The sequence below is a fragment of the Acidovorax cavernicola genome (genome assembly GCF_003581445.1).
The window spans coordinates 36071-62640 of sequence record NZ_QXMN01000020.1; the positions used below are offsets into that span (position 1 = coordinate 36071).

Annotated in this window: 20 protein-coding genes; 14 read left to right on the forward strand and 6 right to left on the reverse strand. The window is 67.1% G+C overall.

The features are described from left to right. Nucleotides 1–6 precede the first annotated feature (6 nt). Together D3H34_RS16715 and D3H34_RS16720 are read right to left on the reverse strand one after the other, a co-directional pair. A complete protein-coding gene (locus tag D3H34_RS16715) occupies nt 7–3003 on the reverse strand; it encodes a type VI secretion system Vgr family protein (RefSeq protein WP_119554927.1) in 2997 nt (998 codons plus the stop codon). Between the two features lie 24 nt (nt 3004–3027). Then, nucleotides 3028–3843, reverse strand: coding sequence for a hypothetical protein (locus tag D3H34_RS16720; protein ID WP_119554929.1), 816 nt, complete (start codon nt 3841–3843; stop codon nt 3028–3030). Between the two features lie 160 nt (nt 3844–4003). Here D3H34_RS16720 and D3H34_RS16725 point away from each other — a divergent pair, with 160 nt between their 5' ends. From D3H34_RS16725 to D3H34_RS16750, 6 genes are read left to right on the forward strand one after another with little or no spacing between them, the layout of a single operon-like run. Next, nucleotides 4004–4846, forward strand: a complete 843-nt coding sequence (locus tag D3H34_RS16725) for a M15 family metallopeptidase (RefSeq protein WP_434057696.1) — start codon at nt 4004–4006, stop codon at nt 4844–4846. A 58-nt stretch (nt 4847–4904) separates the two neighbouring features. Next, nucleotides 4905–5198, forward strand: coding sequence for a PAAR domain-containing protein (locus D3H34_RS16730; protein WP_119554933.1), 294 nt, complete (start codon nt 4905–4907; stop codon nt 5196–5198). 60 nt (nt 5199–5258) lie between these two features. Then, nucleotides 5259–6788 carry a hypothetical protein gene (locus D3H34_RS16735; protein ID WP_119554935.1) on the forward strand — a complete coding sequence of 510 codons (1530 nt, stop codon included), beginning with the start codon at nt 5259–5261 and terminating at the stop codon, nt 6786–6788. 25 nt (nt 6789–6813) lie between these two features. Next, entirely contained in the window at nt 6814–10698 is a 3885-nt protein-coding gene (tssM, locus tag D3H34_RS16740; RefSeq protein WP_119554937.1) for a type VI secretion system membrane subunit TssM, read from the forward strand. Next, nucleotides 10695–11678 (forward strand): type VI secretion system-associated protein TagF, encoded by a 984-nt coding sequence (tagF, locus tag D3H34_RS16745; RefSeq protein ID WP_119554939.1) that lies wholly within the window; start codon nt 10695–10697, stop codon nt 11676–11678. The genes tssM and tagF overlap by 4 nt, the downstream gene beginning before the upstream one ends. A 7-nt stretch (nt 11679–11685) precedes the next feature. Beyond that, entirely contained in the window at nt 11686–12531 is an 846-nt protein-coding gene (locus tag D3H34_RS16750) for an OmpA family protein (protein ID WP_119554941.1), read from the forward strand. A 58-nt stretch (nt 12532–12589) separates the two neighbouring features. Here the strand turns inward: D3H34_RS16750 and tssA are convergent, their stop codons facing one another. The 4 genes from tssA to tssJ form a co-directional block, all read right to left on the reverse strand. Continuing rightward, a complete protein-coding gene (gene tssA / locus D3H34_RS16755; RefSeq protein ID WP_119554943.1) occupies nt 12590–13750 on the reverse strand; it encodes a type VI secretion system protein TssA in 1161 nt (386 codons plus the stop codon). After that, entirely contained in the window at nt 13747–14541 is a 795-nt protein-coding gene (icmH, locus tag D3H34_RS16760; protein WP_119554945.1) for a type IVB secretion system protein IcmH/DotU, read from the reverse strand. The genes tssA and icmH overlap by 4 nt, the downstream gene beginning before the upstream one ends. A gap of 13 nt (nt 14542–14554) precedes the next feature. Continuing rightward, on the reverse strand, nt 14555–15901 hold the full coding sequence (gene tssK / locus D3H34_RS16765; protein WP_119554947.1) for a type VI secretion system baseplate subunit TssK: 1347 nt from the start codon (nt 15899–15901) through the stop codon (nt 14555–14557). An 88-nt stretch (nt 15902–15989) separates the two neighbouring features. Beyond that, nucleotides 15990–16610, reverse strand: coding sequence for a type VI secretion system lipoprotein TssJ (gene tssJ / locus D3H34_RS16770; protein WP_119554949.1), 621 nt, complete (start codon nt 16608–16610; stop codon nt 15990–15992). 218 nt (nt 16611–16828) lie between these two features. On the opposite strand from tssJ, the gene D3H34_RS16775 reads away from it, so the two are divergent. The 8 genes from D3H34_RS16775 to tssH all read left to right on the forward strand — a co-directional run bounded on the left by D3H34_RS16775 (nt 16829) and on the right by tssH (nt 26556). Then, nucleotides 16829–17488: a tetratricopeptide repeat protein gene (locus tag D3H34_RS16775; protein WP_286185823.1), complete on the forward strand. Its 660-nt coding sequence runs from the start codon at nt 16829–16831 to the stop codon at nt 17486–17488. 121 nt (nt 17489–17609) lie between these two features. Then, entirely contained in the window at nt 17610–18125 is a 516-nt protein-coding gene (gene tssB, locus D3H34_RS16780; RefSeq protein ID WP_119554953.1) for a type VI secretion system contractile sheath small subunit, read from the forward strand. 2 nt (nt 18126–18127) lie between these two features. Continuing rightward, nucleotides 18128–19618 (forward strand): type VI secretion system contractile sheath large subunit, encoded by a 1491-nt coding sequence (gene tssC / locus D3H34_RS16785; protein WP_119554955.1) that lies wholly within the window; start codon nt 18128–18130, stop codon nt 19616–19618. An 84-nt stretch (nt 19619–19702) separates the two neighbouring features. Continuing rightward, entirely contained in the window at nt 19703–20215 is a 513-nt protein-coding gene (locus D3H34_RS16790; protein ID WP_062474768.1) for an Hcp family type VI secretion system effector, read from the forward strand. A gap of 107 nt (nt 20216–20322) precedes the next feature. Beyond that, on the forward strand, nt 20323–20814 hold the full coding sequence (gene tssE, locus D3H34_RS16795; protein ID WP_119554957.1) for a type VI secretion system baseplate subunit TssE: 492 nt from the start codon (nt 20323–20325) through the stop codon (nt 20812–20814). 42 nt (nt 20815–20856) lie between these two features. Continuing rightward, a complete protein-coding gene (tssF, locus tag D3H34_RS16800) occupies nt 20857–22707 on the forward strand; it encodes a type VI secretion system baseplate subunit TssF (RefSeq protein WP_119554959.1) in 1851 nt (616 codons plus the stop codon). Then, on the forward strand, nt 22671–23792 hold the full coding sequence (gene tssG / locus D3H34_RS16805; protein WP_119554961.1) for a type VI secretion system baseplate subunit TssG: 1122 nt from the start codon (nt 22671–22673) through the stop codon (nt 23790–23792). Before tssF ends, tssG begins: the two co-directional genes overlap by 37 nt. A 40-nt stretch (nt 23793–23832) precedes the next feature. Then, the gene (gene tssH / locus D3H34_RS16810) at nt 23833–26556 is read left to right on the forward strand and encodes a type VI secretion system ATPase TssH (RefSeq protein ID WP_119554963.1); all 2724 of its coding nucleotides are present in this window, start codon (nt 23833–23835) and stop codon (nt 26554–26556) included. The last annotated feature ends 14 nt before the right edge of the window (nt 26557–26570 follow it).

Sequence of the window (26570 nt, forward strand, 5' to 3'; positions counted from 1 at the left end):
CAACGCTCACTGCAAGGCGGAGAAGGGCGCTCCGCTTTGTGCCGCCTTCAGCATGCACTCGATGCAGATGCTCTGCGGGAACAGCGGCAGCCCATAGGGCGAGCTCGTCGGCCCGGCCAACTTGCGCTGCACCGCGTGATAAGTGATCTTGCCCGGACACTCGAAGGTGATGTCCCCGTCCTGCAGCGTGATCGATGCACCCTGCGCCGTCGCGATGCGGATCTTCTTCTTGGCCGCGAACTCCACCGTCTGGTCCGTGCTCGCGATCTTCAGGGCCTCCTTGGCCTGGATGCGCAGCTCGTCGTGCTGCGCTTGGAAGTCCAGCGCGTCGTTGCCCGCGATGACCGACAGGCCCGCGTCGGCATCGGCCTTCTGTGCTCCGGCCAGCAGCCCGATGGCCTGTCCGCTGTGTACGCGCAGCACGTCGGTCAGGGCCAGATTGATGTCGCCGCCGCTGGCCAGCGTCGCCGTCTCTCCGGCCACCATCTGCAGCTGCTGGCCCGCCACCATCGCCAGGCCTCCGCGTGCGGCCAGTGCGATGACAGCGTCGCTCGTGTGCGGCACCTTGCCTTCGCCGGTGGCGATGGCCTTGTCCGCTGCATCGGCGTAGGCGGTGTCGAGCGCATCGGCCGCGACCATGCCGCTGGTGGTGCGCTCCATCGCGGCGTAGGGGGCGCGCTCCTTGTCCAGCTGGGATTCGTCAGCCTTGTTCGCACCGATATGCCCGGCCAGCTGCACGGTCTCGTGGGTCCTGGCGGCATCGCTCAGGGCCTGGCCCAGTTGCTGCACCTGCTTGAGCAGGGCCATGCCGGCGGCGAAGTCGCCCACGGGCTCCAGCTTCTGGCCGCCTGCGCCGTGGTACGTGCTCAGCAGCACGCCCTTGCCGCCGCGTAGGGCGGCGTAGCCGTCGGTGCGCAGCTCCAGGCCCTGGCCGCGGAAGCTGCCGCGGAAGTTGTCGGCCTGGTGGATCAGGTGGCCCAGGTTGAGCTGGCTGTGGGCGGTGCTCGCGTGCAGCTGCACGCGCAGCTGCTGGTTCGAATCGTCGAACACCAGCTGGCTGAAACCCTCGCCGCCGAACTCCTTGGTCTTGAAGCCGCTGAGGGCGGCTGCGTTGCGGTGGCCCTTGTCGTCGGCGCTGGCGCCGTGCCAGGGCGGGGCGTGGCCGGCGGCCAGGTTGGCCTGGGCGCTGGGTGCGGCGTCGCTGGCCTGGGCGAAGACGTCTTCGCTGTTCTCATTGTCGCGCGATGTGCCACCCGGCGTGGGCGCGATGCCGCCGTCGCCGCGTCCGTTGTACAGGGCTCCCACGATGACGGGCTGGTCCACATCCAGGTCGACGAACTTCACCAGCACTTCCTGGCCGATGCGCGGCAGCCACTGCCAGCCCATGCCGGGGCCCGCCTGGCGCTGCGCCACGCGGATCCAGCGGGTGCTGCGGTTGTCCTGGGCGTTGTCGCCACTGTTGTTGCTGCCGCTGGCATCGTTCTGCCAGTGGAAGCGCACGCGCACGTCGCCCCGGTCGTTGCAGTACAGCTCGTCGGCGCCGTTGGGCGAGGTCTCGCCCGAAGGGCCGACCACGATGGCGCTGTGCACGCCGCTGGCCGTGGGTTTGGCATGAAGCCGCGCGCCGTCGGCCGCGGCCAGCACGGGGCGCCAGGGGCGCGGGGCGTGCACGCCCGAGAAGCTGTTGGCGTAGCCTTGGGTCTGTGCGGTGGCGAGGTTGTGGGGCTGCGGGTGGATGTCGCTGTCGCTGCTTGTGCCGGTACTTGTGGCTGCAGGCACCAGCCCGAACACATCGGACTCGGCCGTGACGGCTGCGCAGGGCTGGTCGAACACCAGGTGTTCGGTCAGCTCGCCCAGCTGCGCCGCGATCGACGCCGCCGTGTCCTTGGGCAGGTTGTTGATGCCCACATGCTCGATGGTGTCCAGCAGCAGCGCGGGCTTGGCCTGCAAGCCCAGGGCGGGCGCGTCGTCGATCTCGATGCGCGTGCCCGCGCGCAGGGTGCGCACGGTGCTGTGACCCAGCATCACGTCGGCGCGGCATTCGGCCGCTTCCATCATCAATGCGGCGTAGCGCTCCAGGGTGCGGTTGGTGTCCCAGCCGCGGCTGCGGTCGTTCAGGCCGAGCACGTCGTCGTACTCCAGGCGCGGGGCGTTCTTGCCGCCCACGGGAAAGCGCGCCGGGGCGCTGCCCGTGAGCTGGCGCTTGCCGTCGACGTTCCAGGCGCTCAGGTGCACCTGGGCCACCGACTGGCGCATGCGGCGCACCAGAGCCTGCACGGCGTCGCTGCGCTCCTGCGAGCTCTTGCGGTGAAAGCGAACGGGCGAGCCTGCATCGGCGGGCTGGGTGTCGTTCGAAGAAAAGATGACGAGCTTGTGGCCCATGGGGGCCTTCGCGTCTTCCTCGATGCGCCAGGCCAGGCCTTCTTCGGCCAGCAGGCGCGAGAGAAAGTCGAAGTCGCTTTCGCGGTACTGGGTGCAGTAGGTGCGTACGGGCGCATCGGCCAGGAAGCTGTTCACTTCGGACGAGAAGGCCCAGCTGCCCGCGTCGGCATACGGGGCCAGCAGCCGCTCGATGATGTCGGCCGCGCTGCGTTGCTGGAAGACCTGGCTGCGTCCCTGCTGGGTGGCCAGCCAGAGCCAAGGCACCAGGGTCAGGCGGTAGCGCGCCAAGCCGCCGTCGGAGCCCAGGGACTCGACGGCGCGGATCAATCCGGTGCGCCGTGCGAGCGAGCCGTCAGCCAGCACGGTGACCAGCGTCAGGGGCTGGTCGATCAATGAGGACAGCGACAGGTCCGCGCGCAAGCTCAGGCACACGATGCGCAGCTCGAACAGCTGCGACACGGCCTCGCGTTGCACCCAGCCTTCCACGCGCAGTGCTTCGATGCTCTCGCGTGCGGCGCTGTTGGAGGACGATGAAGAAGAAGCGCTCGGCGCTTCGAGGCGGTACAGCCGCGCCGTCTGGCTCAGCTCGGCCCACAGGGCGCTGCGGTCAGTGGAAGGCATCGGAATTCGCGCGGGCCCGCAGGCTCATGGCTTGCATCGCTGGCCGGTCTTGCAGTCCGCCGTGGTGGCGTCTGCCTGTATGGGCGGTGGCGATGCGGGGTCGGAGGTCTTGCTGCGTTTGAGCAGCGCGGTCAGCAGGTCGGTGTCGGGATCGGGGCCGCTCGGGCGTGCCGCCGTCTGTGTGATGTTGGCGCGTGTGGTGGACTTCGCCGCCTTGCTGGTGTTGGCCGCGGTCTTGACGGGCTTGCCGTTGGCCGTCGCCTGCACGGGCTTCTTCGAGCCCGATGCGATGCGCTCCGGCTTCTGCTTCCTTGCGACGGCAGTGCCCTTGCTGTCGGGGCGCGTTGCCTTCGCAGACTTTGCTGTCGGCGGCACGGCCATGGGCTGTGCACCGATCGCGGCGAACGGTGTCGACGCCGGCTGTTGTGGTTGCTGCTGTTGTGGCTGTGGTGGTGGCGTGCTGTCGCCTTCGACGATGCGCGCAGGGGTGGGCTCCGGTGCAGCAGTTGCAGCTGCTGCGGGCACTTCGGGCTTCGGTAGTTGCACCGCAGCGGGGGCTGCCACTGGCGCAGGCGTCGCCGCTGCAACGGTCGCCGATGCATCCGCGCGCTTCGATTGCAGGTGATAGGTCGTGGCGCCGGCCACGCCGATCAGCACCGCGAGCGAGGCCCACACGCCGGGTCGTGCGAAGAAGGCGCGTGCATCGCCTTCGCGGCCGCCGAACTGCGCGAGCACGCGCGTCGATTCGCCACTGGCGGCGGCGTTCGACGGGTCCGTGGTGGGCGCGCTCGAACCGAGCAGGCTCGGTCGTTCCTTGTGGGCATCTGACGCGCCCATCATGGATGGGTGGTCCTGGCTGCGGGCATGTGATCTCTCCCCTCGGCTTTATGTGGTGCTGCGATCAACGTGACATCGCAATTTGGATGCAATGAGTTGTTGCATGCGATGGGTTCAAATTTTGAAGCGACTCATACAATTGAATCGCTCTGTTCGAACACCGTTGATCTTCTTCACTCTCTTTTGTTATTTTGCCTTGATGGTGGCTGCACTTGCCATCTTCTTGTTCCCTTCTTTTCGTGACCGTGTGTTGCGAGCGACGGTCTCCATTTCCACTGCAATTGCATTCTTTTTTATTGGAATAGGACGACGCCTCGGCTTTGTGTCCGAAGCAAGTTTTCAATTGATGCGCGACAGCGGCTCGGGTGTGCGTACTTTCGCCGTACGACATCGCTATCTGCTGCTGTCCGGCATGGGTCTGCTTATCGTGCCGGTGTTGTTAAGTGTGACTTTCGGAAGTGGCCGTGTGCTCTTCTTCGATGACTGGGCTGCGACAAGCGACCCGAAGATCGAGGCCTTGCTCAAGGGCGAGCAGCTGGTGCCGCCGCAGCCGTTGCCGCCTGAAGTCTTTGCGACCGCGGAGGTGGAGCAGGTTCGCCCGCTCACGAAAGAAGGCAGTCGGGACTGGGCTGTTCTCGATGCAGACTTTCGTAATCGTTTGCTGCTGGTCTACAAGATCATGAAAGAAAAGCACGGCTATGACCTGGCATTGCTCGAGGGTTATCGCAGCCCTGAACGACAAGCCAAACTCGCTGCATTGGGCAATACAGTGACCATGGCCAAGGCGAATCAAAGCTATCATCAGTATGGACTTGCGGCAGACAACGCGTTCTTTCGCAATGGCAAGTTGGTGATCTCGGAAAGAGACCCATGGGCCATGGAAGGCTATCGTCTTTATGGCGAAGCAGCCGAGTCCGTGGGCTTGGTGTGGGGTGGTCGTTGGTCCTTCCGGGACTACGGGCACGTGGAGTACCGCAAGCCGGGTTTCAAGTTGTCACGCAACTGAATGCCGACACGACATCTGTCGCATCGACAAGCAACGAGGCAATCAAGGGGGAGTTCAAATGGGTGAGGATCAACCCGAGGCGGACAACGATCGCCCGTGGATCGTTCTGCATGACAAGACCGACCACGGTGGCTTCGTGATCACCGCGTCCGAAAACACAAGCATCGATGACCGGCGTGTGGCACGCGTCGGCGACATGGTGTCGTGCCCGCGGCCCGGCCATGGCATCAACCCCATCGTCACGGGCAGCGATTGCGTCACGCTCGACGGCCGGCGCGTGGCGCGGCATGGCGACCGGGCCGCCTGCGGTTGCCGGCTGATCTCCAGCCAGATCGCTTCCGCGTCCGCATGACGGCGGTGCTCTCTTCTTCGGCTGCAGGCATGGCATGCGGTCACGCGAACGCGTGCACCGTTGCCTTCGCTGCGCCTGTCGCGTGACCAGGGCACTCGCGAACTCCTGATGCTGGCGCGACTGATCAAGCCCGTGCTCCTGGCCTGCGCCGTGTTCGTCACGGTGTGGGTGCTCGTGATCGTCTACTGGCAGTACACCGCGCGCATGCCGAGCACGAGCGACATCGTGCTCTACCTTGTGGTGCTGCCGCTGGCGCTCATGCTGTTCTATGGGGTGCTGCGCCGCATCCTCACCGCCGCGCCATCCGCTGCAGCGGCACCGGCCGTCGGTGCGACGGTGGCCGCAGGTGCCGGCGCTCCTTCAGCTTCGAACACAGCAGCACCCGAGGCCTCGCAGGAGCGGCTGCAGATGGCCGTACTCGCCTTCGGCCTTCGCACGCCGCGCGGCAGCGATGCCGACACGGTCGCCACGGCCGTCGGCCAGGCACAGACACCCGAACTCGTTCCCGAGCTGCGCGACGGCGAAGGCTTTCCCGTCATTGCAGGCCGCGTCGAAGGCATCGACGAGAACGAACTGCGCGAGCACCTGCGCGAAAGTTTGCAACCAGCCGGTGAAGCGCTCGATGTCGATGCATTGCCCGACGACCGGTTGCGTGCCATCCACCTGATGTCCGACGTGCTGCAGGAGTTGCTGGCATCCGCGGCCGAGGCCATCGCCAACGCCGGCGATGCGCTGTCGGTGCGCGCGCCCGGGCGCTTCGTGTCCAGCGGCAGTGTCATCCCGGGGCCGGCGTCGGCGCCGCAGCTGAACATCTCGCTGCTGTTGCCGGGCGCATGGAGCGAGAACGAACGCGTGATCGCCACGCAGTGGGTGCAGCAGCGTGTGCGCGAAGGCGATGCGTCGCAGCGCTGGCATGTCGACTGCTTCAAGAGCGAAGACGGCGTGTCGGGCATGGCGCTGCTCGACCGCATCAGTCTCTCGCTGCATCGCGAGCAACGGCCCGCGCTGTGGATCGCGCTGGCGGCCGACTCCTCGGTGTCCGAGGCACGCATCGCGCGGTGGGAATCCGAAGGCCTGCTGTACTCCACCGCGCGCCGCAACGGCCGCGTGCCCGGCGAAGCCGCGGCAGGCCTGCTGCTCGCACGCGGCGGTGACGCATTGTTGGCGCCGGCCGATGCCGTGCGGCTGTCGCGCGGCGCGAGCGGCCAGCGCGAGGCGTCTGCCGACACGGCGCGCACGCCCGATGCGAGCCTGCTCGACCGCTTCGCCCAGCATCTGCTGGCCACGTCGGCCCTCGAGACCGCCCAGGTCGACTGGGTCGTGAGCGACGCAGACCACCGCACCAGCCGCGTCACCGAAGTGGCCAAGCTCGTGCAGGAGCGGCTGCCGCATGTGCCGTTCGAAAACAACCTGTCCGTCTGCGCCACCCTGGGTCACCTCGGGGCCGCGGCCGACATGAGCGCCGTGGCGCTCGCGTGCCACCTGGCCGCGCGCGATGCACGGCATGTGCTCGCGCTTTCCGTGCAGGACGCGCACGCCCGGACGGCCCTGCTGGCCGGCCCGGCGAGCCCCGCGTCACCCGCTACTTAAACAGGACCGACTCCAAAAAACCTCTATGCGGCGATTCTTCAGTTTCCTGGCCGATCCGCGCACCTTGTCGGTGATCGGGGCCATCGCGCTCGGCGCGTTCCTGCTGCTCGGGGCACAGACGCTCGAGATCGGCGCGATCTGGGCCGTCGGCATCTTCGTGGTGCTGCTGTTGCTGTGGCTGCTCGTGTGGTTCGTGCGGCGCATGCGCACCCGCGCGGCCAACCGCAAGCTCGGCGACATGCTGGAAGACCAGGCCGAAGCTGCCGTGCGCGACAGCGACCCCGAGCGCAAGGCCGAGATCGACGAGCTGCGCGGGCGCATGGTCGAGGCGGTCAAGACCATCAAGACCTCGAAGATCGGCCAGATGTCGGGCAGCGAGGCGCTGTACGAGCTGCCCTGGTACATGGTCATCGGCAACCCGGCGGCGGGCAAGAGCAGCGCCATCCTGAACTCCGGCCTGCAGTTTCCGTTCGCCGAAAAGGGTAACGCGGTGATCCAGGGCATCGGCGGCACGCGCAACTGCGACTGGTTCTTCACCACCGAAGGCATCGTGCTCGACACGGCGGGCCGCTATTCCATCCACCAGGAAGACCGCAAGGAGTGGTTCGGCTTTCTGGACCTGCTCAAGAAGTACCGGCCGAAGGCACCCATCAACGGCATCATCATCACGGCGAGCATTCCCGAGCTGATCGGCAGCCGGCCCGACTTCGCCATCCAGCTCGCGAAGAACCTGCGCCAGCGCATGCAGGAACTCACCGAGCGGCTCGAGGTGTTCGCGCCGGTGTACGTGATGTTCACCAAGGCCGACCTGATCACCGGCTTTGCCGAGTTCTTCGGCGACAGCGACAAGATGGAGCGCGACCGCGTGTGGGGCGCCTCGCTGCCCTACGACGGCGACGAGAAGCAGGATGCGGTGGCCCTGTTCGACAAGCGCTTCGACGAGCTCTACATGGGCCTGAAGGAAATCAGCGTCTCGCACTTCGCGAACCACCGCAGCAGCGATCCGTCGCCCGAGCTGCTGATCTTTCCGCTCGAGTTCGCGGCCATCAAGCCCGCGCTGCGCGCCTTTCTGGCCACACTGTTCGAGAGCAACCCGTTCCAGCACAAGCCGGTGTTCCGCGGCTTCTACTTCACCAGCGCATTGCAGGAAGGCACGATGCGCAGCCTGTCGACCGAGCGCATCGCCAAGCGCTTCGGCCTCACGCTGAGCAACGCGGCCACCAAGTCGAAGGAGATCTATTCGCAGAACGGGTTCTTCCTGCGCGACCTGTTCTCCAAGGTGATCTTTGCCGACAAGAAGACGGTGCGGCAGTTCTCCAGCCCCGTGAAGGCGCGCGTGCGCTACGTGAGCTTCTTCGCGTTCGTCGCGGTGCTGGGCCTGCTGCTCGGTGGCTGGACCTGGTCGTACCTGGGCAACCGGCAGCTGGTGGAGAACGTGCAGGCCGATCTCGACAAAGTGGTCAAGCTGCAGGCCAGCGACAACGGCCTGCGCACGCGCTTCGAGGCGCTGGGCATCCTGCAGGACCGCATCGAGCAGCTCGAGAAATTCCGCAACGACCGGCCGCTGTCGCTGTCGCTGGGCCTGTACCAGGGCAACCAGCTCGAGGACAAACTCGTGGCCGAGTACTACGGCGGCGTGAAGCAGCTGATGCTGGCGCCGGTATCGGACAACCTGCAGGCCTTCCTGCGCGAGGTCAACGCACACCCCGACCGTCTGAAGCGCGCCGATGCAGTGGCCGCGTTGACGGGCGGTGCCGCACCCGCGCCGCTGCCGGTCGCCGGTGCCGCCACCACGGCCCCGGTCGCGGAAGGCGGCGGCCTGTATGCCGGCTCCTCGCCCGCGGACGTGCAGGACGCCTACAACGCGCTCAAGACCTACCTCATGCTGTCCGACAAGCGGCAGGTGGAGACGGCGCACCTCACCGACCAGATCTCGCGCTTCTGGCGCGGCTGGCTCGAGAGCAACCGCGGCGACATGCCGCGCGCGGCCGTCATCCGCGACGCCGAGCGCATGATCACCTTCTACCTGCGCCGCGTGGGCGACGACAACTGGCCCGCGCTGGCCGACACCAACCTCGCACTGGTCGAGCAGACGCGCGACAACCTGCGCCGCGTGGTGCGCGGCATGCCGGCGCGCGAACGCGTGTATGCGGAGATCAAGGCACGCGCCTCGACGCGCTTCGCACCGATGACCGTGGCGCGCATCCTCGGGGCCACGGCCGGCGGCGCCGAGAGCGAAGGCACCCTGGCCGGCAGCGTCGCCATCTCGGGGGCGTTCACGCGCGAGGCCTGGCAGCAGTACGTGGACGATGCGATCCGCGACGCCGCGAACAAGGAAACCTCGAGCAAGGACTGGGTGCTCAACGTCGCCGGCAACGACGACCTGACGCTCGAAGGCAGCCCGGAGCAGATCCGCAAGACGCTGGCCACCATGTACAAGCTGGAGTACGCCAAGGAGTGGCAGCGCTTCCTGCAGGGCATCGCCGTGAAGGACATGGGCAGTTTCGAACAGGCCGTGGTGGCGATGAACCAGCTCGGCGATCCGCAGAACTCGCCGATCCGCAAGGTCTTCGACACGGTGTACGACCAGACTTCGTGGGACAACCCCTCGCTGGTCAACGCCGGCCTGCAGCAGGCGCGCACCGGGGCCTTCAACTGGTTCAAGCGCCTCTTCAGCCGTGCCACGCCCTCGCAGGTCAACGTGAACGTCGACCTCAACGGCGGTGCGACGGAAATCCCCATGGGCCCGATCGGGCGCGAGTTCGCGGGCGTGGCGCGCCTGGTGGTCGAGCGCGACAACACCTCGCTGCTGCGCGGCTACCTGGGCACGCTGTCCAAGCTGCGCGGGCGCTTCAACCAGATCAAGAACCAGGGCGACCCCGGACCGGGCGCGCGCCAGCTCATGCAGCAGACGCTGGAAGGCAACGGCTCCGAACTGGCCGACGCACTCAAGTACGTCGACGAGCAGATGCTCACCGGCATGGACGCCGCACAGCGCCAGGCGCTGCGCCCGCTGCTGGTGCGGCCGCTGCTGCAGGCCTATGCAGTCACGGTCCAGCCGACGGCGGTGGAGGTCAACAAGATCTGGAGCGCGCAGGTGCACCAGCCGTTCCAGCAGTCGCTGGCCACCAAGTACCCGTTCGCCGCGAACGCGAAGATCGAAGCCTCGCCGGCCGAGATCGCGCAGTTCTTCGGACCTGAAGGCGCCATCGGCAAGTTCGTGACGACCACGCTGGGCTCGCTGGTGATCCGCCGCGGCGACCTGCTGTCGCCGCGCGCATGGGGCGACCAGGGCCTCACGCTCAGCCCCGACTTCGTGAACGGCTTCGCGCAGTGGGTGGCACCGCTGTCGGGCGGTGCCGCGGCCGGTGCCGGCGGCAGCGCGCAGCCGCAGACGCTGTTCCAGATCCTGCCGCAGCCCGTGTCGGGCCTGACGGAATACATGGTGGAAATCGACGGCCAGCAGCTGCGCTATCGCAACACGCCGCCGCAGTGGTCCAACTTCGTCTGGCCCAACGCACAGGGCACGCCGGGCGCGAAGATCACCGCCGTCACCTTCGACGGTCGTACCGTCGAGCTGATCAACGAGCCGGGCAACTTCGGCCTGGAGCGCCTGCTCAGCACGGCGCAGCGCACGAAGTTGCCCGACGGCAGCTTCGAGCTCACATGGGCGCGCGACAACGCGAGCGTGACCGTCAAGCTGCGCGTGATCCAGAACACGCAGTCGGCCGGCTCGGGCGGCGATTCGCCGCAAGGCAAGGGCCTGCGCGGCACGGTGCTGCCGTCGACGGTCGCGGAGATCGGCGTGCCGGCGCAGCCGCGCGCCGCAGCGCCGGCCCAGGTGCCAGCGCAAGTGCCGGTTCAGGCGCCGGCCCAGGTATCGGTGCAGGCAGGGGGAGCAGGAAAATGAGCGCGCCACAACAGCTGTGCTATTTCGGCAAGTTGCCCGGTCGCGGCGACTTCGTGAAGGGCATGTACAACCCGCAGCTCATCAAGGTGTTCGACCACTGGCTGTCGCAGACCATGGAGATGCTGTCGGAAGACCCGCGCTGGAAGCTGATCTACGACAACGCGGCGCCGATGCACTTCGTCTGCCTGGGCTCGCGCAGCCGCGTGGCGATTGCCGGGCACGTGCGCGCCAGCCGCGACGAGTCGTCGCGCCGCTACCCGTTCCTGGCGGCCACCTCGGTGGACGTCGACGAGGCGCTGGACTTCATGCGCGGTGCGCCGATGCTCATCGGCCCCTACTGGGACCGCATGGCGGCGCAGGTGCAGTCGCTGGCGGCCGGCACCGACCTGGACAGCGAGCTGAAGAAGTTCGAGGCCATCGACCCGGCCATCGAGACCGGCTTCAAGAAGTCGGCGTCACGCGCCACCTACGCGGCGTTCACGCATGACACCAGCCTGCTGCGCATCGAGCAGATGCTCAACTTCGACGGCCACAAGGTGTCGCTGCGCCGCGCCATCCTGGCGCTGGGCCTGCTGCTGCAGCCGGTGATGGCCAGCGCGGTGTCGCACCTGGAAAAGGGGCTCACGCTGCCGCTGCCGCGCGACCCGGTCGACCGCTCGCTGATTGCCACCTTCTGGCTCGAACTGGTGTCGCAGTTCCTGGCCAAGGCCGACTTCGAGCTGGTGCTGCTGATCACCGAGATCGACGGTCGCTCGCGGCTGGTGATCGGCTTCAACGGCCTGTCGCCGCGCAGCCTGCAGAGCGTGCTGCACCCGCAGGTCTACACCGAGCACAACATCGACATCGACAACCCGGAGTGGGTCGAGGACACCATCCACAGCAACTACGCGATGTTCAAGCTGGTGAGCTACCTCGACCAGCCGCAGCTGCCGCTGGACATCGTGCTCACCGCCTTTCGCGAAGTCTTCATCGGGGAATGACACGGTCATGAATTGTTCTTTGCGCGTTCTCGTGCTGTCCATGGCCTTCGGGCTCGCGCTCGCGCCGGCCGTGCAGGCCCAGCAACCACAGCAGCCAGCCGCGGCAGGCGCCACCGCCGCCCGTGTCGAGACCACGCCCGCAGCCATTGGCAAGGGCGAGCCGGTCGTGGCCGGCGGGCAGGTGCCCGACGAAGCCACGCGCGCCGCCGTCATCGAGGCGCTGCGCCGCATCTACGGGCCCAGCGGCGTGATCGACAAGATCGAGGTGGTGAGCACCGTCAGCATGCCGGCCAACTGGGCTGCCAACGTGCAGCGGCTGATCACGCCCTCGCTCAAGGAGATCCATCGAGGCCAGTTCCAGATCGAGGGCACGCAGATGGCGCTGAGCGGCGAGGTCGGCAACGAGGCGCTGCGCCAGAAGATCGTGAGCGACATGGCGAATGCGCTCAACCCGACCTACACCATCAAGAACAGCCTGCGCGTGCCCGCGTCGGAGCAGATCGCGGTCGACCAGGCGCTGGCCAACCGCACCATCGAGTTCGAACTGGGCAGCGCCACGCTCACGGGCAAGGGCCGCGCCATCCTCGACGAGATGGCGCCCATCCTGCAGAAGCTCACGAACAAGTCGGTGGCGGTGGTGGGCCACACGGACAACGCCGGCAACCGCACGTCGAACCTGGCGCTGAGCCAGTCGCGCGCCGAAGCGGTGAAGGGCTACCTGGTGGGCAAGGGCATCGACCCGCTGACCCTCACGACGTCGGGCGTAGGCCCGGACCAGCCGGTGGCGAGCAACGCGACCGACGAGGGGCGCTCGCGCAACCGGCGCATCGAGTTCCGGGTCGGGCGCAACTGAAGAAATGAAAAGAAAAAAGGCCCGCGTCGCGGGCCTTTTTCGTTCATGCAGCGCGTACTCAGCGCGACTCGTCGTCGCCCTTGGGCAGGTCGAGCAGGTCCACCAGCTGCGCCAGTTCCTGCTCGTTCTTGATCACGTTGCGCAGCCAGGCGTGCAGCGGCATGTCGGCCCAGCGCGCGGCCTTGTTCGCCATGTAGGCGGCCGGGCTCGAAGGCTCGGTCTGCTCGAAATAGGCCGCCACTTCCTTGAGCTGTGCAATGGCCTGCGCACGGCTGTGGATGCCGGGCGGCAGCGCGGCGGGCACGTGCGTGACCGCGTGGTACGAGGGGGATGAATGGGGCATGGCGGCGTCGAAGACAGGTTCGATGCGGGAAGGGGCGGCCGGCGCACTGGCGGCCGGTGCCGCGGCGGTGGCTTGCTGCTGCGCCGCGCCGTTGTCGATCGGCACGCCGGCCTCGCGCGCAAAGCGCTCGACGGTCTGGCGGATGGCGGTGGCCGCGTCCTTCGCAGCGCGAAAGCTCGGGCCGTTCGAGGCGGTGCGCTCGTCGAACACGGCCTCGAACTCGGCCAGTGCCTGCTCGCAGGCCTGCACGTCGCGGTGCGTCTTCTGCAGGAACTTCGCGGGCGTGGCGCGGCGCAGGCGGTCGAACTGGTCGAGCGTCACCTTGTTGCGCTGCAGCTCGTCGGCCTGCGCCGGTGTGCGGCGCACGGCCTGGTCGAGTGCCAGCGCGGTCTCCCAGACCAGCGCGCTGTGGCCGCTGCTGCCGTCGCTCACGATGGGCGCGCGCTGCAGCAGCTCGACCGAACGCGAGATCAGCCAGGTGACGGTGCCGATCCGCATCTCGATGTCGCCGCCCTCGGGCTCGGGGTGCAGCGCGTCCCAGTACTGGCGGCACAGGCCGGTGAGCAGGCGGTAGCCGTCGGCCAGCCCCTCGAAGCCGCGCTGGCTGGCCAGCGCATCGGTGAGCCACACGGCCAGCCGCAGGTCCTTGGTGGAGGCGCGCAGCAGCTTGTCGCACTCGGCGATCACGAAGGGCCAGTCGGCCTCTTTCAGCTCGATGACCCATTCGCCTTGTTCGAGCGAGGGGTCGTCGTGCTTGCGCGCTTCCTGGATGGCGTCGAACTCGCGCGAGAACAGCATGTCCTCGCCGCAGGGCTTGGTCTCCGAGATCGGGGCCAGCAGGGCCGCAAGGTCGAGCCGGTTCGTCGTGGCCGTCATGGCAGCGAGATCGTCAGGTTGGCCTGGCGTGGGCCGAGCTTCACGATGTCCTGGTAGCTCGCGAGCGCGCCCTGCGTGGTGCTGCCCAGGTGCGCCGACAGGCCGACGAAGCCGAGCAGGCCGATGAGCGCGAACAGCGCGGCCACCACCCACTGCGGCGCCTCGCGCTTGAGCGAGTGCGAGATGAGATCGGGCAGCGGCCAGTGCGGCGCGAAGGGCGTGCGCTTGCCGCGCGCGTTGGCGATCTCGTCGCCCACGCGCGCCGTGAGGTAGGCCAGCTTCTCGGTGCCGTCGATGGCGTACTTGCCCTGGAAGCCCAGCAGCAGGCACATGTAGAACACCTCCAGCGTCTGGATGCGCGCGGCGCCGTGGGCCCGCTCGACCTCGAGCATGTTGAAGAAGTTCTCGCCCGCCAGCTGGTCGCCGAACATCGTGAGCTGCAGCGGCCGGCGCTCCCACTCGGAGCGGATGGCGAACTCGGGCGCCGAGAGCACGAACTCGTCGACCGTGGCGCAGAAGGCGTACTTGGCGGCGTGGATCTGCTCGGCCGTGGCGTCGAGCTTGCGCGCGTTGCGCTCGAACTCGCCCAGGTAGTTGCGGATGCCCGTGAGGAACTGTTCGGTGGTGGCGGGCTGCTGCTTCTTCTTCAGCAGGAACAGCATCACGAAGCCGTCGTACAGCAGGTCGAGCAGGCTGGAGTCGGCACCGGGGGCCACGCCCGCGGGCGTGAACGACGCGGCGGGCGCGTCGGCGCCCAGCAGGGAAGGGGCCTTGTTGAGGGTGGTGTTCATACGATCAGTCGGATCAACCGGTCACGGCGATCAGTTCGAGTTGCATGTCGGGAATGCCGGCCGGCGCGTAGATGGTGACGCTCTGCGCCTGCAGCATGCGGTCGTACAGCTGGCTCTTGCTGTCGATGGAGAAATACAGGGCGCCCGCGCGGATCGGGATGGCCGGCGGCACCTGCGGCGCGTAGACGATGCGCACGCCCGGCATGGCCGAGAGCACGAGCTTGTCGACGTCTTCGGGCGCGCCGATCTTGAAGCGCTGCGGCACCACCTCGGCCAGCTCGGCGGCCGGCATGCTGGCGGTGACCGACATGTAGAACACGGTCTTCTCGTCGATCTTTCCGGAGTCCAGGCGCCCCAGGTAGAAGGCGTTGCGCGTCTCGGTGAGCGCGATCGCGAAGTAGCGCGTGGAGATGACGGTGTCGAGCAGGTCGCGCACGATGCGGTCGAGCTCGGCGAAGGCCGGGCCTGGCTTCTCGTGGTCGTACACCGGCAGGTCGTTCAGCGAGTAGGTCTTGGCGAAGGTCATCAGCGCGCCGGCCAGGCTCAGCAGTTCCTGGAACAGCCGCTCCGGGTGCAGCGACGGGTGATGGAACAGGTGCGACAGCGAGGCGAAGGCCGCGTTGGCCGTGTGCAGCAGCCAGAACGAGGCGATGTCGCCCGAGCGGAACTCGATGATGTTCTTGCTCGGCTCGCGGTGGATGCCGTACAGCGAGTTGACCTTGGCCTGCAGCACGTCGAGCAGGCGGCGCAGCTGCTGGAAGACGGTGGGCGAGGCCTCGATGCTGGTGCACGGCGGCACGAAGCTGCGGTCGATCTCGAAGCCGCCCGCGGCGGTGCGGCGGATGCGGATCACGGGGATCGACACGAACTGCTCGCGCGGCTCGGTGTCGGCCAGCAGCTTCACGCTCTTGCGCAGGAACACCACCTCGGCGCTCACGGCGTTGGTGTACAGGTCGAGCGACTGCGTCGCGTCGCTGGTGTAGCGCGCGGCAAAGCTTTCTTCGTTGGGGTCGGTGTAGTTCTTGCCGAGTTCCTTCACCGGGTGCAGCACCAGGTAGAAGGTGATCTCGTTCTGGCCCGGGCTCAGCGTGTCCAGCGAGATGGGCGGGGGCAGCGCGTCGGCCTGCGGGGCCGCGTAGGGCTCGCCGTCGGGGAACACCAGCGACAGCTGCGAGGCCCGCAGCATGCCGCTGGCCAGCGCATCGAGGTCGAAGCTGATGGAGCGCACGCCCCAGAAGTACGGATGCAGCGCCTGCGCCGTGGCGCGCAGGCGCGCCTCGTGGTACGCGTCTTGGCGCTGGAAGTGCTGGGGGCGTAGGAACAAGCCCTCGCCCCAGAGGACCTTGGCTGCATAGCTCACGTTGGATCGACTCCCCTGAATTTTTTTCGAATGTATTGCATCGTCGTTTCGACTCGGACAGGCCCGCCTTCGGCTGCGCCCTGGTGGTTCAGGCGGGCGACGGCCGGCAAGTGACCGGTCCCAACAGGTTGAACCCGCCCGTGGGCGCGGCGCCTTGTGCGTTCTGCTGGCCGACCACCGCGCCCTGCGTCACCGTGAGCGCGCAGGCGTGCGCGCCCATCACGATGCCGGTCTTCTCGGCGTCCGCGGCGTTGAAGGCGAAGCGCCAGCGCTGCGCGTCGGGCGAGTGGAACAGCACCACCACGGCCACCGCATTGGCGGTGCGCGGCACGGTCTCGGTCCAGGTGTATTGCTGGTCGGGAATGAGCGTGATCTCGCGGCTTTCGACGAGGTCGTCGCCCAGCTGCGTCTTGTCGCGTCCCGGCGTGACGAAGGCGTCGAAGGACGACTGGTAGAAGCCCGTCGTCTCCTTCAGCTTGTAGATGCGCATCACCACGGCCAGCGGCCGGTTGCGGCCATCGGCGTTGAGGTTCTTGCCGGCCGCGATCGACATCGTCACCTTGCGCGGGGGCTTCTGCGACTCGGGCAGCTCGGGCTTCTTCAGTCCGCTCGCCTCCAGCGCGATGTTGGCGATCGTGAGGGCCGGCGAGCTGCACCCGCCGAGCATCAACATGGCCAGCAGCGCGCCAGATGTAATTAATGTTTTCATTAAAGGACGAGCCGTAACAAAATTCCGATGGACCAAATAGGATTAAACCATTTCAAACATGACTTTCGATTAGGAAATTAGCATTAATCCTCTCCCGTCATTTGCCATCAATGCAGATGTAGTATCGTGGATTGTTATTGTCACCGGTCGCAAATTAATGAATGATTGCGGCCTGCTAAAAAGTCAGATCAGGGGGGAATGTGTCGATTCGAAAAATCATGACTCGCACGATGATTGCCGGAGCCGTGGGGGCTACCGTCTTTTTGTCGGCCTGTACCACCACGCCGGACGCCGCCGTTGCCCAGGCCACCGCGGCCTACAACAAGAGCCTGGCCGACGCCGATGCCGCCGCGGCGGCAGCCACCGGTGACAAGGCGCCCGTCATCCGCCAGTATCAGCAGATCGCCACCGAGAACCCGACCCGCGGCGAGCCGTGGTCCCGGATCGCCCAGATCTACTTCAACGAAGGCCGTTACAGCCTGGCCATCTCGGCCGCCGAAGAGTCGCTGCGCCGCGACCCCACCAGCCGCCAAGCCAAGAGCATCACCGCCGTGGGCGGCCTGCGCCTTGCGGCCCGCTCCATCGAGGACCTGGGCAAGGACAGCAGCCTGAGCGGCGACGCCAACGCCGACGCTTACCGCCTGGCCGCCCTGCTGCGCGAAACCCTGGGCCTGTCGGTCCTGGTGCCCGCCGGCCCCGAAGCCAAGCCGCCACCGCCGCGCCGCGCCGCGGTGGCCAGCCCGCCGCCCGCGCCCGTGTCGTCCGCCGCGCCGACCCCGGTTGCCGCACGGCCTGCCCCGGTCGCCGCAGCGCGCCCGGCACCTGCCGCGCCGGCCCCGCGCGCGAGTGGCGGCAATCCATTTGACGCGCTCAAGTAATTATTTCGGTTATCGAATTGGTTTTTAAACCAATGTATTAACGAATGGATGTGCGGTGTCCGAATAGGCCGTACAACTTTGTAATTCGTTTCTCAGTTCTATTGCGAAGGTATTGAAGCTTATGGCGACCAAAAGACAGAGCGTGCAGAAGCGTCTTCAAAAAGTGCGCCCGCCGCGCGTGCAACTCACCTATGACGTCGAACTCGGCGACGCCATCGAGAAAAAGGAATTGCCTTTCGTCGTCGGCGTGATCGCCGACCTGGCGGGCCAGTCCGAGGTGGAGCAGCCCAAGCTCAAGGACCGCAAGTTCGTCAGCATCGACCGCGACAACATGGACGACGTCATGAAGGGCGTGGCCCCGCGTGCCGCCTTCCAGGTGCCGAACAAGCTGGACGGCCGCGGCGGCAGCTTCGGTGTCGACCTCACCTTCAACTCGATGGACGCCTTCTCGCCCGAAGCCGTCGTCGACCAGATCGAACCGCTCAAGCGCCTGCTCGACGCGCGCACCAAGCTGGCCGACCTGCGCAACAAGATGGCCGGCAACAGCAAGCTCGAAGACCTGCTGGCCGACGTGCTGAACAACACCGAGCAACTCCAGCGCCTGGGACAGGGCGCCGGCAAGAAGGACGAAAGCTGAACATGACCGCGCAAGCACTCTCAGCATCCAGCGGTGCCGCTTCGTCGGAAGCTTCGGTCGACCTGCTCGACCAGATCGTCGAGAAGAGCAAGGTCGCCAAGTCCGACGCCGAACACACGCGCGCCAAGGACCTCATCGGCGAGCTGGTCAGCCAGGTCCTCGAAGGCTCGGTGATCGTCTCCGACAACGTGTCGGCCATGATCGACGCCCGCGTGGCCGACCTCGATGCCCTCATCTCCGCGCAGCTCAGCGCCGTGATGCACGCGCCCGAGTTCCAGAAGCTGGAAAGCACCTGGCGCGGCCTGGAGTACCTGGTCAAGGAAACGCCGACCGGCACGATGCTCAAGATCAAGGTCATCAACGCCACCAAGCGCGACCTCATCCGCGACTTCAAGGCCGCCGTCGAGTTCGACCAGAGCGCGATGTTCAAGAAGGTCTACGAAGAAGAGTTCGGCACCTTCGGCGGTGCGCCGTTCGGCGCGCTGGTGGGCGACTTCGACGTCACGCGCCAGCCGGAAGACATGTACTTCCTGGACCAGATGGCGCACGTGGCGGCTGCAGCACACGCGCCCTTCATCGGCGCGGCCTCGCCCGAGCTGCTGGGCCTGGAAAGCTTTGCCGACCTGGGCAAGCCGCGCGACATGGCCAAGGTGTTCGACACCGTCGAGTACGCCAAGTGGAAGTCGTTCCGCGATTCGGAAGACTCGCGCTACGTCGGCCTCACGCTGCCGCGCTTCCTCGGTCGCCTGCCGTACCACCCGCGCGAAGGCACGGTGGTCGACAGCTTCAACTTCGTCGAGGACGTCGACGGCACCGACCACGGCAAGTACCTCTGGTGCAACGCCGCCTGGGCCTTCGCCACGCGCCTGACGGCCGCGTTCGACGACTTCGGCTGGTGCGCGGCCATCCGCGGCGTGGAAGGCGGCGGCCTGGTCGAAGACCTGCCCACGCACACCTTCAAGACCGACGAGGGCGAGATCGCCCTGAAGTGCCCGACCGAGATCGCCATCACCGACCGGCGCGAGAAGGAGCTGAGCGACCTGGGCTTCATTCCGCTCGTGCACTGCAAGAACTCCGACTACGCCGCCTTCTTCGGTGCGCAGTCGCTGCAGAAGGCCAAGAAGTACAACACCGACAGTGCCAACGCCAACGCCGTGCTGTCGGCGCAGCTGCAGTACATCTTCTCGGTGTCCCGCATCGCGCACTACCTCAAGGCCATGATGCGCGACAAGATCGGCAGCTTTGCCTCGGCGCACAACGTCGAGCAGTTCCTCAACCGCTGGATCGCGCAGTACGTGCTGCTCGACGACAATGCGACGCAGGAACAGAAAGCCCAATTCCCGCTGCGCGAAGCCGCCATCCAGGTCGGCGAAGTGCCCGGCCGGCCCGGCGTGTACCGCGCGGTCGCGTTCCTGCGGCCGCACTTCCAGCTGGATGAACTGTCTATTTCACTGCGCTTGGTCGCCGATCTGCCGAAGTCAGTGAATAAGTAAGGAGGCAGATCGGGAGGCGCGGCCGCCAGGCCGTGTCGCAACACGGTAACTATTGAGTCAATCAATCAAAGAAGGGGAAGAAACATGAAAGATATCTACGTCAAGTTCGGCAGCCCGGCCATCAACGGCGAGTCGCAGGACAAGGACCACAAGGACTGGATCGAAGTCAGCTCGTGGCAGCACAGCATCGTGCAACCGCGCTCGGCCACCGCGTCGACCGCCGGCGGCCACACCGCCGAGCGCTGCGAGCACGGCGAGATGATCTTCACGAAGGACATGGACGTCGTCAGCCCGCTGCTGTACCAGCACGCCTCGGGCGGCACCACCTTCGACGAAGTCACGGTGCAGTTCTACCGTGCCGACGGCGAAGGCAAGCGCGTGCAGTACATGGAGATCAAGCTCAAGTACGTGCTGATCGCCAGCGTGAACCCGAAGGTCGTGAGCACCGACGTGGCCAGCGTGCCGAGCGAGACCTTCTCGCTGAAGTACGCCGCCGTGCAGTGGAAGTACACGCAGCAGAAGATCGGCGGCAACCAGGGCGGCAACTCGCAAGGCGCCTGGAGCCTCACGAAGAACGACAAGACCTACTCGGTCTGACGCCAGCCGGGCACTGTCGACCGCGGCGAGAGGCCGCGGTTTCTTTTTGGCGTCGCGCCCGTGCGCGACGCCTTGCCCGCTGCCCGATGCGAGAGAGGGAGTGACCCATGACCGGATTCGAACCGGGCCTGCTCGACAAGCTGTTCGATGACGACTGGCGCGGTCCGGCTTCGCCCGTGCTGCGGCACTTGTCGCTGGACGAGGTCAAGAACATGGTCGCGCGCGACCTCGAATCCCTGCTCAACACGCGCATGGCCTTCAACGACGCCAAGCTCGAGGCCTACCCCGAGTGCCGGCGTTCCGTCATGACCTACGGCCTGAGCGATTTCTCGGGCCTGAGCCTGGCAAGCCACTACGACCGTTCGTTCATCTGCCGCTCGCTGGAGCAGGCCATCGCCCGCCACGAGTCGCGCCTGCGCGATGTCTCGGTGACGCTCGAGGTCGACGGCCAGACCAGCACCAACATGCTTTTCTTCGGAATCACCGCCTTGCTCGTGCTGCCGGAGTTGGCCGAGCCGGTGAACTTCGACGCCATGCTGCAGCCCACGACGCTGCAGTACTCCATCACCCGCGGCACCGGCAAGAGCCGGTACGCCTAGCGCAACGACCCGCGCCGCACCCACGTACGCACGCACCACACCATGGACGAGTTGCTGCCCTTCTACGAACGCGAGCTGGCCTTCCTGCGCGGCTACTCGCAGGAGTTCGCCAAGGGCTACCCGAAGATCGCCGCGCGCCTGGCCATCTCCGCCGACAGCAGTGAAGACCCGCACGTCGAGCGCATGATCCAGTCGTTCGCGCTGCTCACGGCCCGCATCAGCAAGAAGCTCGACGACGACTATCCCGAGCTGACCGAAGCGCTGCTCGAGGTGATGTACCCGCACTACCTGCGGCCCTTTCCTTCGTGCTCCATTGCGCAGTTCGACGCCGGCGGCGCGGCGCTTGCCAAGCTCAGCAAGCCCGTCACCATCGCGCGCGGCACCGAGCTCACCTCGCAGCCGGTGCGCGGCGGCGCCTGCCGTTTTCGCAGCGTGTATGACGTCACGCTGGCGGCGGTGCAGGTGTCCAACGTCGTGTACCACTCGGTGGTCAACGCGCCCGCGCAGGCCTCGTTGCCGCGCAACGCCACGGGCTGCCTTTCGGTCACGCTCGAGGCCACCGGCGAGCAGAAGTCGCTCGGCACCCTGGCCCTCACGCTGGCGCGCCTGCGCACCTTCATCGACGCCGAGCCTTCGCTGGCCACGGCGCTGGCCGACGCGATCTTCCTGAAGACCGCCGCCGTCTTCGTGGAGCCCGAGCGCAGCGGAAAGTGGACGCTGGTGCAGGGCGAGGCGCTGCACCCCGTCGGTTTCGACGAGGCCGATGCGCTCATCGAACTGCCGGCGCGCTCGCACCCGGCCTACCGGCTGCTGAGCGAGTATTTCGCGTTCCCCGAGAAGTTCAATTTCGTCGACATCGACCTGGCGAACGCGATGCGCCACATCGGCTCGTGCCGCTCGATCACGCTGCACCTCGTGATGACCGGCGTGCGCGCCGACTCGCCCACGGCGCGGCTGCTCGAAGGCGTGTCCAGCCGCAACCTGCGGCTGGGCTGCACGCCCGTCATCAATCTCTTCAAGCAGCGCAGCGACCCGATCCGCGTCACGCACGCTGCGGCCGCGTACCCGGTGGTGGCCGACGCGCGCCGCGCCTTCGGCTTCGAGGTCTACAGCATCGACTCGGTGAAGCTCGTGAAGCAGACCGCCGAGGGCGATGCCTACATCGAGTTCCGCCCCTTCTACTCGCTGCACCACGGCGAGCATCCGAAGGAGGCCGAGCACTACTGGTTCGCGCGCCGCAATGAACTCGTGGCGCAGCGCAGCCCGGGCTACGAGACCGAACTCTCGATCGTCGACATCGACTTCCAGCCCTCGCTGCCGCAAACGGAAACGCTGAGCATCGACCTCACCTGCACCAACCGCGACCTGCCGCATTCGCTGGCCTTCGGTCTGCCCGGCGGTGACCTGTTCATCGAAGGCAATTCGGTGGCGCGCTCGATCCGCATGCTGCGTCGCCCGACGCAGACGCTGCGCATGCCGCGCGGCAAGGGCGTGCAGTGGCGGCTGGTGTCGCACCTGTCGCTCAATCATCTGTCGCTGGCCACCAGCGGGCTGCCGGCGTTGAAGGAAATGCTGCGGTTGTACGACCTGGGCCGCTCGGCCGTATCGGCGCGGCAGATCGAGGCCATCACCGCCATCGAGCAGCAGGCCACCACGCAGTGGTTGCCCGGCAAGCCCTTCGCGACCTTCGTGCGCGGCATCGAGCTTCGGCTCACGGTCGACGAGACCGGCTTCGTGGGCAGCAGCCTGCAGGCCTTTGCCCGCGTGATGGACCATTTCTTCGGACTCTATGTGCACCTGAACAGCTTCACCCAGCTGGTGATCGTTTCGGCGCGCGACAAGGAGGAGCTGGTGCGATGCAAGCCCCGCAGCGGCGAATCGATCCTCCTGTAGCCGAGAGGCTGCTGAACGAACCGTACCGCTTCGAGTTCTTCCAGGCGGTGCGGCTGATCGAGCTCATGCTGCTCAAGCGGCAGGAGCGCGATGTGCATCAGCGCCTGGTGCCCGGCGAACGCATGGTGCCGCGCTGGGTGCGCTTTCGCAGCTCCACGAGCCTGAACTTCCCACCCAGCGAGATCGAGGCGCTGGCGGTGCGCGACGCCATGGGCGAGCTGATGTCGGGCACGCAGCTGTGCGATCCCCCGGTGACGGCCGAGGACGACCACGGCCTGGGCCGCATCGAACTCACGCCCGCGTCCTTCGGCATGCTGGGCGTGTCGGGCGCCTTGCCCATCGTCTACACCGAGATGCTGATGCGCCGCGAGCAGCATCTGCGTGACAGCTCGGCGCGCGCGTTCCTCGACGTGTTCAGCAACCGCGCCGCCGCGCTCTTCTACGCGGCCTGGCGCAAGTACCGCCTGCCGCTGCACTACGAGCATGAGCGCAGCCGCGCCTACCTGCCGGTGCTGCTGTCGATGGCCGGGCTGGAGCACACGGCCCAGCGCGATCCGCTGACCGACGGCACGGGCACCGTGTTCGACGAAACCGTGGCCGGCTACGCGGCGGCCGTGCGGCACCGGCCGATGTCGGCCGCCTACCTGCAGCGCGTGCTGTCCGACTACTTCCGCAGCCACATCCGCATCGAGCAGTTCCTGGGCAAGTGGTACGACATGCCCGTGCAGCAGCGCTCCAGGCTGGGCGAGGGCAACGTGAGCCTCGGCCAGAACGCGATGGCGGGCGAGCGCATCTGGCAGCGCGACCTGCGCATCCGCCTGTGGATCGGCCCGCTCAAGCGCAGCGCGCTGCGCGAATTCTTTCCGGGCCGCGCGCATGCGAAGGCCCTCGAAAAAATGCTGGCCCTGCTGGCCGGCGTGACCTGCGAGTACGAGGTGCGCCTGATCCTGGCGCGCGAGGAAGTGACCGCCGTGCAACTGAGCGACAGCGGCGGCAGCCACCTCGGCTGGGACAGCTTCATCACCACGAGCGAGGCCGAGGCCGATCGCAGCGACACGCAGTACGAGCTTCAGCCCCTGCAGTGACCTTTCAACGAAGAAGACCGACAGACCACCACCACCGTTCATGAGCACATCGCTGAAAACACTGATCACCAAGCTCAACGGCAGCGCACGCATGGCCACGCAGCGCGCCGCCAACCTGTGCCTGGCCCACGGCCATTACGAGGTGGACCTGGAGCACCTGTTCCTGGCGCTGCTCGAGCAGACCGACAACGACCTGGCGCGCGTGCTGCGCGCCAACCGCATCAGCGCCACTGCGATCCAGTCGGACCTCGAGCGCGAGATCCAGACCTTCAAGAACGGCAACACGCGCACGCCGGTGTTCTCGCAGCACCTGCAGCAGCTGTTCCAGCAGGCGTGGCTGCTGGCCTCGCTCGACGCGCACGCGGCGCAGATCCGCTCGGGCCACCTGCTGCTCGCGCTGCTGACCCAGCCCGACCTCGCACAGCTCGCGCAGCGCGGCTCGCCGCTGTTCGCCAAGATCCGCCTCGAAGACCTGAAGCACGACTTCGACAAGCTCACCGACGGTTCGAGCGAAGCGGCCGAAGCCGGTGCTTCGGGCGCCGCCGCCGAGGGCGACGCGCAGCAGCCCGCGGCCGACCCGCTGGCCGCGGGCGTGCCCGGCAAGACGCCCGCGCTCGACCAGTTCACCACCAACCTCACACAGCGCGCAAAGGACGGCGCGCTCGATCCCGTGATCGGCCGCGACACCGAGATCCGCCAGGTCATCGACATCCTGATGCGCCGTCGCCAGAACAACCCCATCCTCACCGGCGAGGCCGGCGTCGGCAAGACGGCCGTGGTCGAAGGGCTGGCGCTGCGCATCGCCGCGCAGGACGTACCCGAGTCGCTGCGCGCCGTGGCGCTGCACACGCTCGACATGGGCCTCTTGCAGGCCGGCGCCAGCGTGAAGGGCGAGTTCGAGAACCGCCTGAAGAACGTGATCGCCGAAGTGAAGAAGAGCCCGCACCCGATCGTGCTCTTCATCGACGAGGCCCACACCATGATTGGCGCGGGCGGACAGGCCGGGCAGAGCGATGCGGCCAACCTGCTCAAGCCCGCGCTCGCGCGCGGCGAGCTGCGCACCATCGCCGCCACCACCTGGGGCGAGTACAAGAAATACTTCGAGAAGGATGCGGCGCTTGCGCGGCGCTTCCAGGTCGTGAAGGTCGAGGAGCCCAGCGAAACGCTGGCCGCCGCCATGCTGCGCGGCATGGTGCCGCTGATGGAGAAGCACTTCAACATCCGCGTGCTCGACGAAGCCATCACCGAGGCCGTGCGCCTGTCGCACCGCTACATCAGCGGACGGCAACTGCCCGACAAGGCGGTGAGCGTGCTCGACACCGCGTGCGCGAAGGTGGCGCTTGGCCAGAGCGCGACACCGGCGCTGATCGAAGAAGCGCATCGCGGCCTCGAACGCATCGAAGCGGAGAGTGCCGCGCTGGTGCGCGACACCGCAGCCGGTGGGCGCCATGAAGCGCGCCTGGCCGAACTGGCGGAAAAGAAGAGCGCGCTGCAGGCCGAGCTGGCCGCGAGCCAGCAGCGCCTGGCCGAAGAGAACGCGCTGGTCGAGCGCATCCGCGCACTGCGTGCGCAGCGCGACGAGTCGACTGCACAGCCCGAGGCCGCGCCCGCCGCTGCGGAGAAGGCCCCCGCCCGCACCGCAAGCCGCAAGAAAGCCGTTGCCGCCGCAGATCCCGCACGCGACGAGCTCGATGCGCTGCTCGCCGAACTGCGCGCATTGCAAGGCACCACGCCGATGGTGCCGCTGCAGGTCGACGGCCATGTGGTCGCCGAGATCGTTTCCGCATGGACCGGCGTGCCGCTGGGCCGCATGGTCAAGGACGAGATCAAGACCGTGCGCAGCCTCGACACGCTGCTGGCCGAACGCGTGATCGGCCAGGACCATGCACTCGCCGCAGTGGCCCAGCGCGTGCGCACCGCGAGCGCGCGCCTGGAAGATCCCAACAAGCCGCGCGGCGTGTTCATGTTCGTCGGCCCGTCGGGCGTCGGCAAGACCGAGACCGCGCTCGCGCTCGCCGACATCCTCTACGGCGGCGAGAAGAAGCTCATCACCATCAACATGAGCGAGTACCAAGAGGCGCACAGCGTCTCGGGCCTGAAGGGCTCACCGCCCGGCTACGTGGGCTATGGCGAAGGCGGCGTGCTCACCGAGGCCGTACGCCGCCAGCCCTACAGCGTGGTGCTGCTGGACGAGGTCGAGAAGGCGCACCCCGACGTGCTCGAGATGTTCTTCCAGGTGTTCGACAAGGGCATGATGGACGACGCCGAGGGCCGCGAGATCGACTTTCGCAACACGCTGATCATCCTCACCTCGAACATCGGCTCGTCGCAGATCATGCAGGCCTGCCTCAACAAGGCCGACGACGAGCGCCCCGCGCCCGACGCACTGGCCGAGGCACTGCGCCCCGCGCTCATGAAGGCCTTCAAGCCGGCCTTCCTGGGCCGTATGAAGGTGGCGCCGTTCTATCCGATCACCGATGCGGTGCTGGAGCAGATCATCGCGCTCAAGCTCGGCCGCATCCGCGACCGCATCGCGACCAATCACAAGGCCGTGTTCGAGTGGGACGACGCGCTGGTCGAGGCCGTGCTCGCGCGCTGCACCGAGGTCGACTCGGGCGCGCGCAACGTCGACCACATCCTCAACGGCACCTTGCTGCCCGAGATCGCCGAGGCCGTGCTCACGCGCATGGCCGACGAGACGCCGCTGGCGAAGATCAAGGCCAGCTGCGGCAAGGGCGGCGAGTTCCGCTACCGGATCACCTAGGCGCGGCGGCAACG

Coding starts and splice junctions, on each gene's coding strand:
- tssH (WP_119554963.1), top strand. CDS start 23,833: ATGAGCACATCGCTGAAAACACTGATCACCAAGCTCAACGGCAGCGCA.
- tssE (WP_119554957.1), top strand. CDS start 20,323: ATGACCGGATTCGAACCGGGCCTGCTCGACAAGCTGTTCGATGACGAC.
- D3H34_RS16720 (WP_119554929.1), bottom strand. CDS start 3,843: ATGATGGGCGCGTCAGATGCCCACAAGGAACGACCGAGCCTGCTCGGT.
- tssC (WP_119554955.1), top strand. CDS start 18,128: ATGACCGCGCAAGCACTCTCAGCATCCAGCGGTGCCGCTTCGTCGGAA.
- icmH (WP_119554945.1), bottom strand. CDS start 14,541: ATGAACACCACCCTCAACAAGGCCCCTTCCCTGCTGGGCGCCGACGCG.
- tssA (WP_119554943.1), bottom strand. CDS start 13,750: ATGACGGCCACGACGAACCGGCTCGACCTTGCGGCCCTGCTGGCCCCG.
- D3H34_RS16790 (WP_062474768.1), top strand. CDS start 19,703: ATGAAAGATATCTACGTCAAGTTCGGCAGCCCGGCCATCAACGGCGAG.
- tssF (WP_119554959.1), top strand. CDS start 20,857: ATGGACGAGTTGCTGCCCTTCTACGAACGCGAGCTGGCCTTCCTGCGC.
- D3H34_RS16775 (WP_286185823.1), top strand. CDS start 16,829: ATGACTCGCACGATGATTGCCGGAGCCGTGGGGGCTACCGTCTTTTTG.
- tssG (WP_119554961.1), top strand. CDS start 22,671: ATGCAAGCCCCGCAGCGGCGAATCGATCCTCCTGTAGCCGAGAGGCTG.
- tssJ (WP_119554949.1), bottom strand. CDS start 16,610: ATGAAAACATTAATTACATCTGGCGCGCTGCTGGCCATGTTGATGCTC.
- tagF (WP_119554939.1), top strand. CDS start 10,695: ATGAGCGCGCCACAACAGCTGTGCTATTTCGGCAAGTTGCCCGGTCGC.
- tssM (WP_119554937.1), top strand. CDS start 6,814: ATGCGGCGATTCTTCAGTTTCCTGGCCGATCCGCGCACCTTGTCGGTG.
- D3H34_RS16730 (WP_119554933.1), top strand. CDS start 4,905: ATGGGTGAGGATCAACCCGAGGCGGACAACGATCGCCCGTGGATCGTT.
- D3H34_RS16750 (WP_119554941.1), top strand. CDS start 11,686: ATGAATTGTTCTTTGCGCGTTCTCGTGCTGTCCATGGCCTTCGGGCTC.
- D3H34_RS16715 (WP_119554927.1), bottom strand. CDS start 3,003: ATGCCTTCCACTGACCGCAGCGCCCTGTGGGCCGAGCTGAGCCAGACG.
- tssB (WP_119554953.1), top strand. CDS start 17,610: ATGGCGACCAAAAGACAGAGCGTGCAGAAGCGTCTTCAAAAAGTGCGC.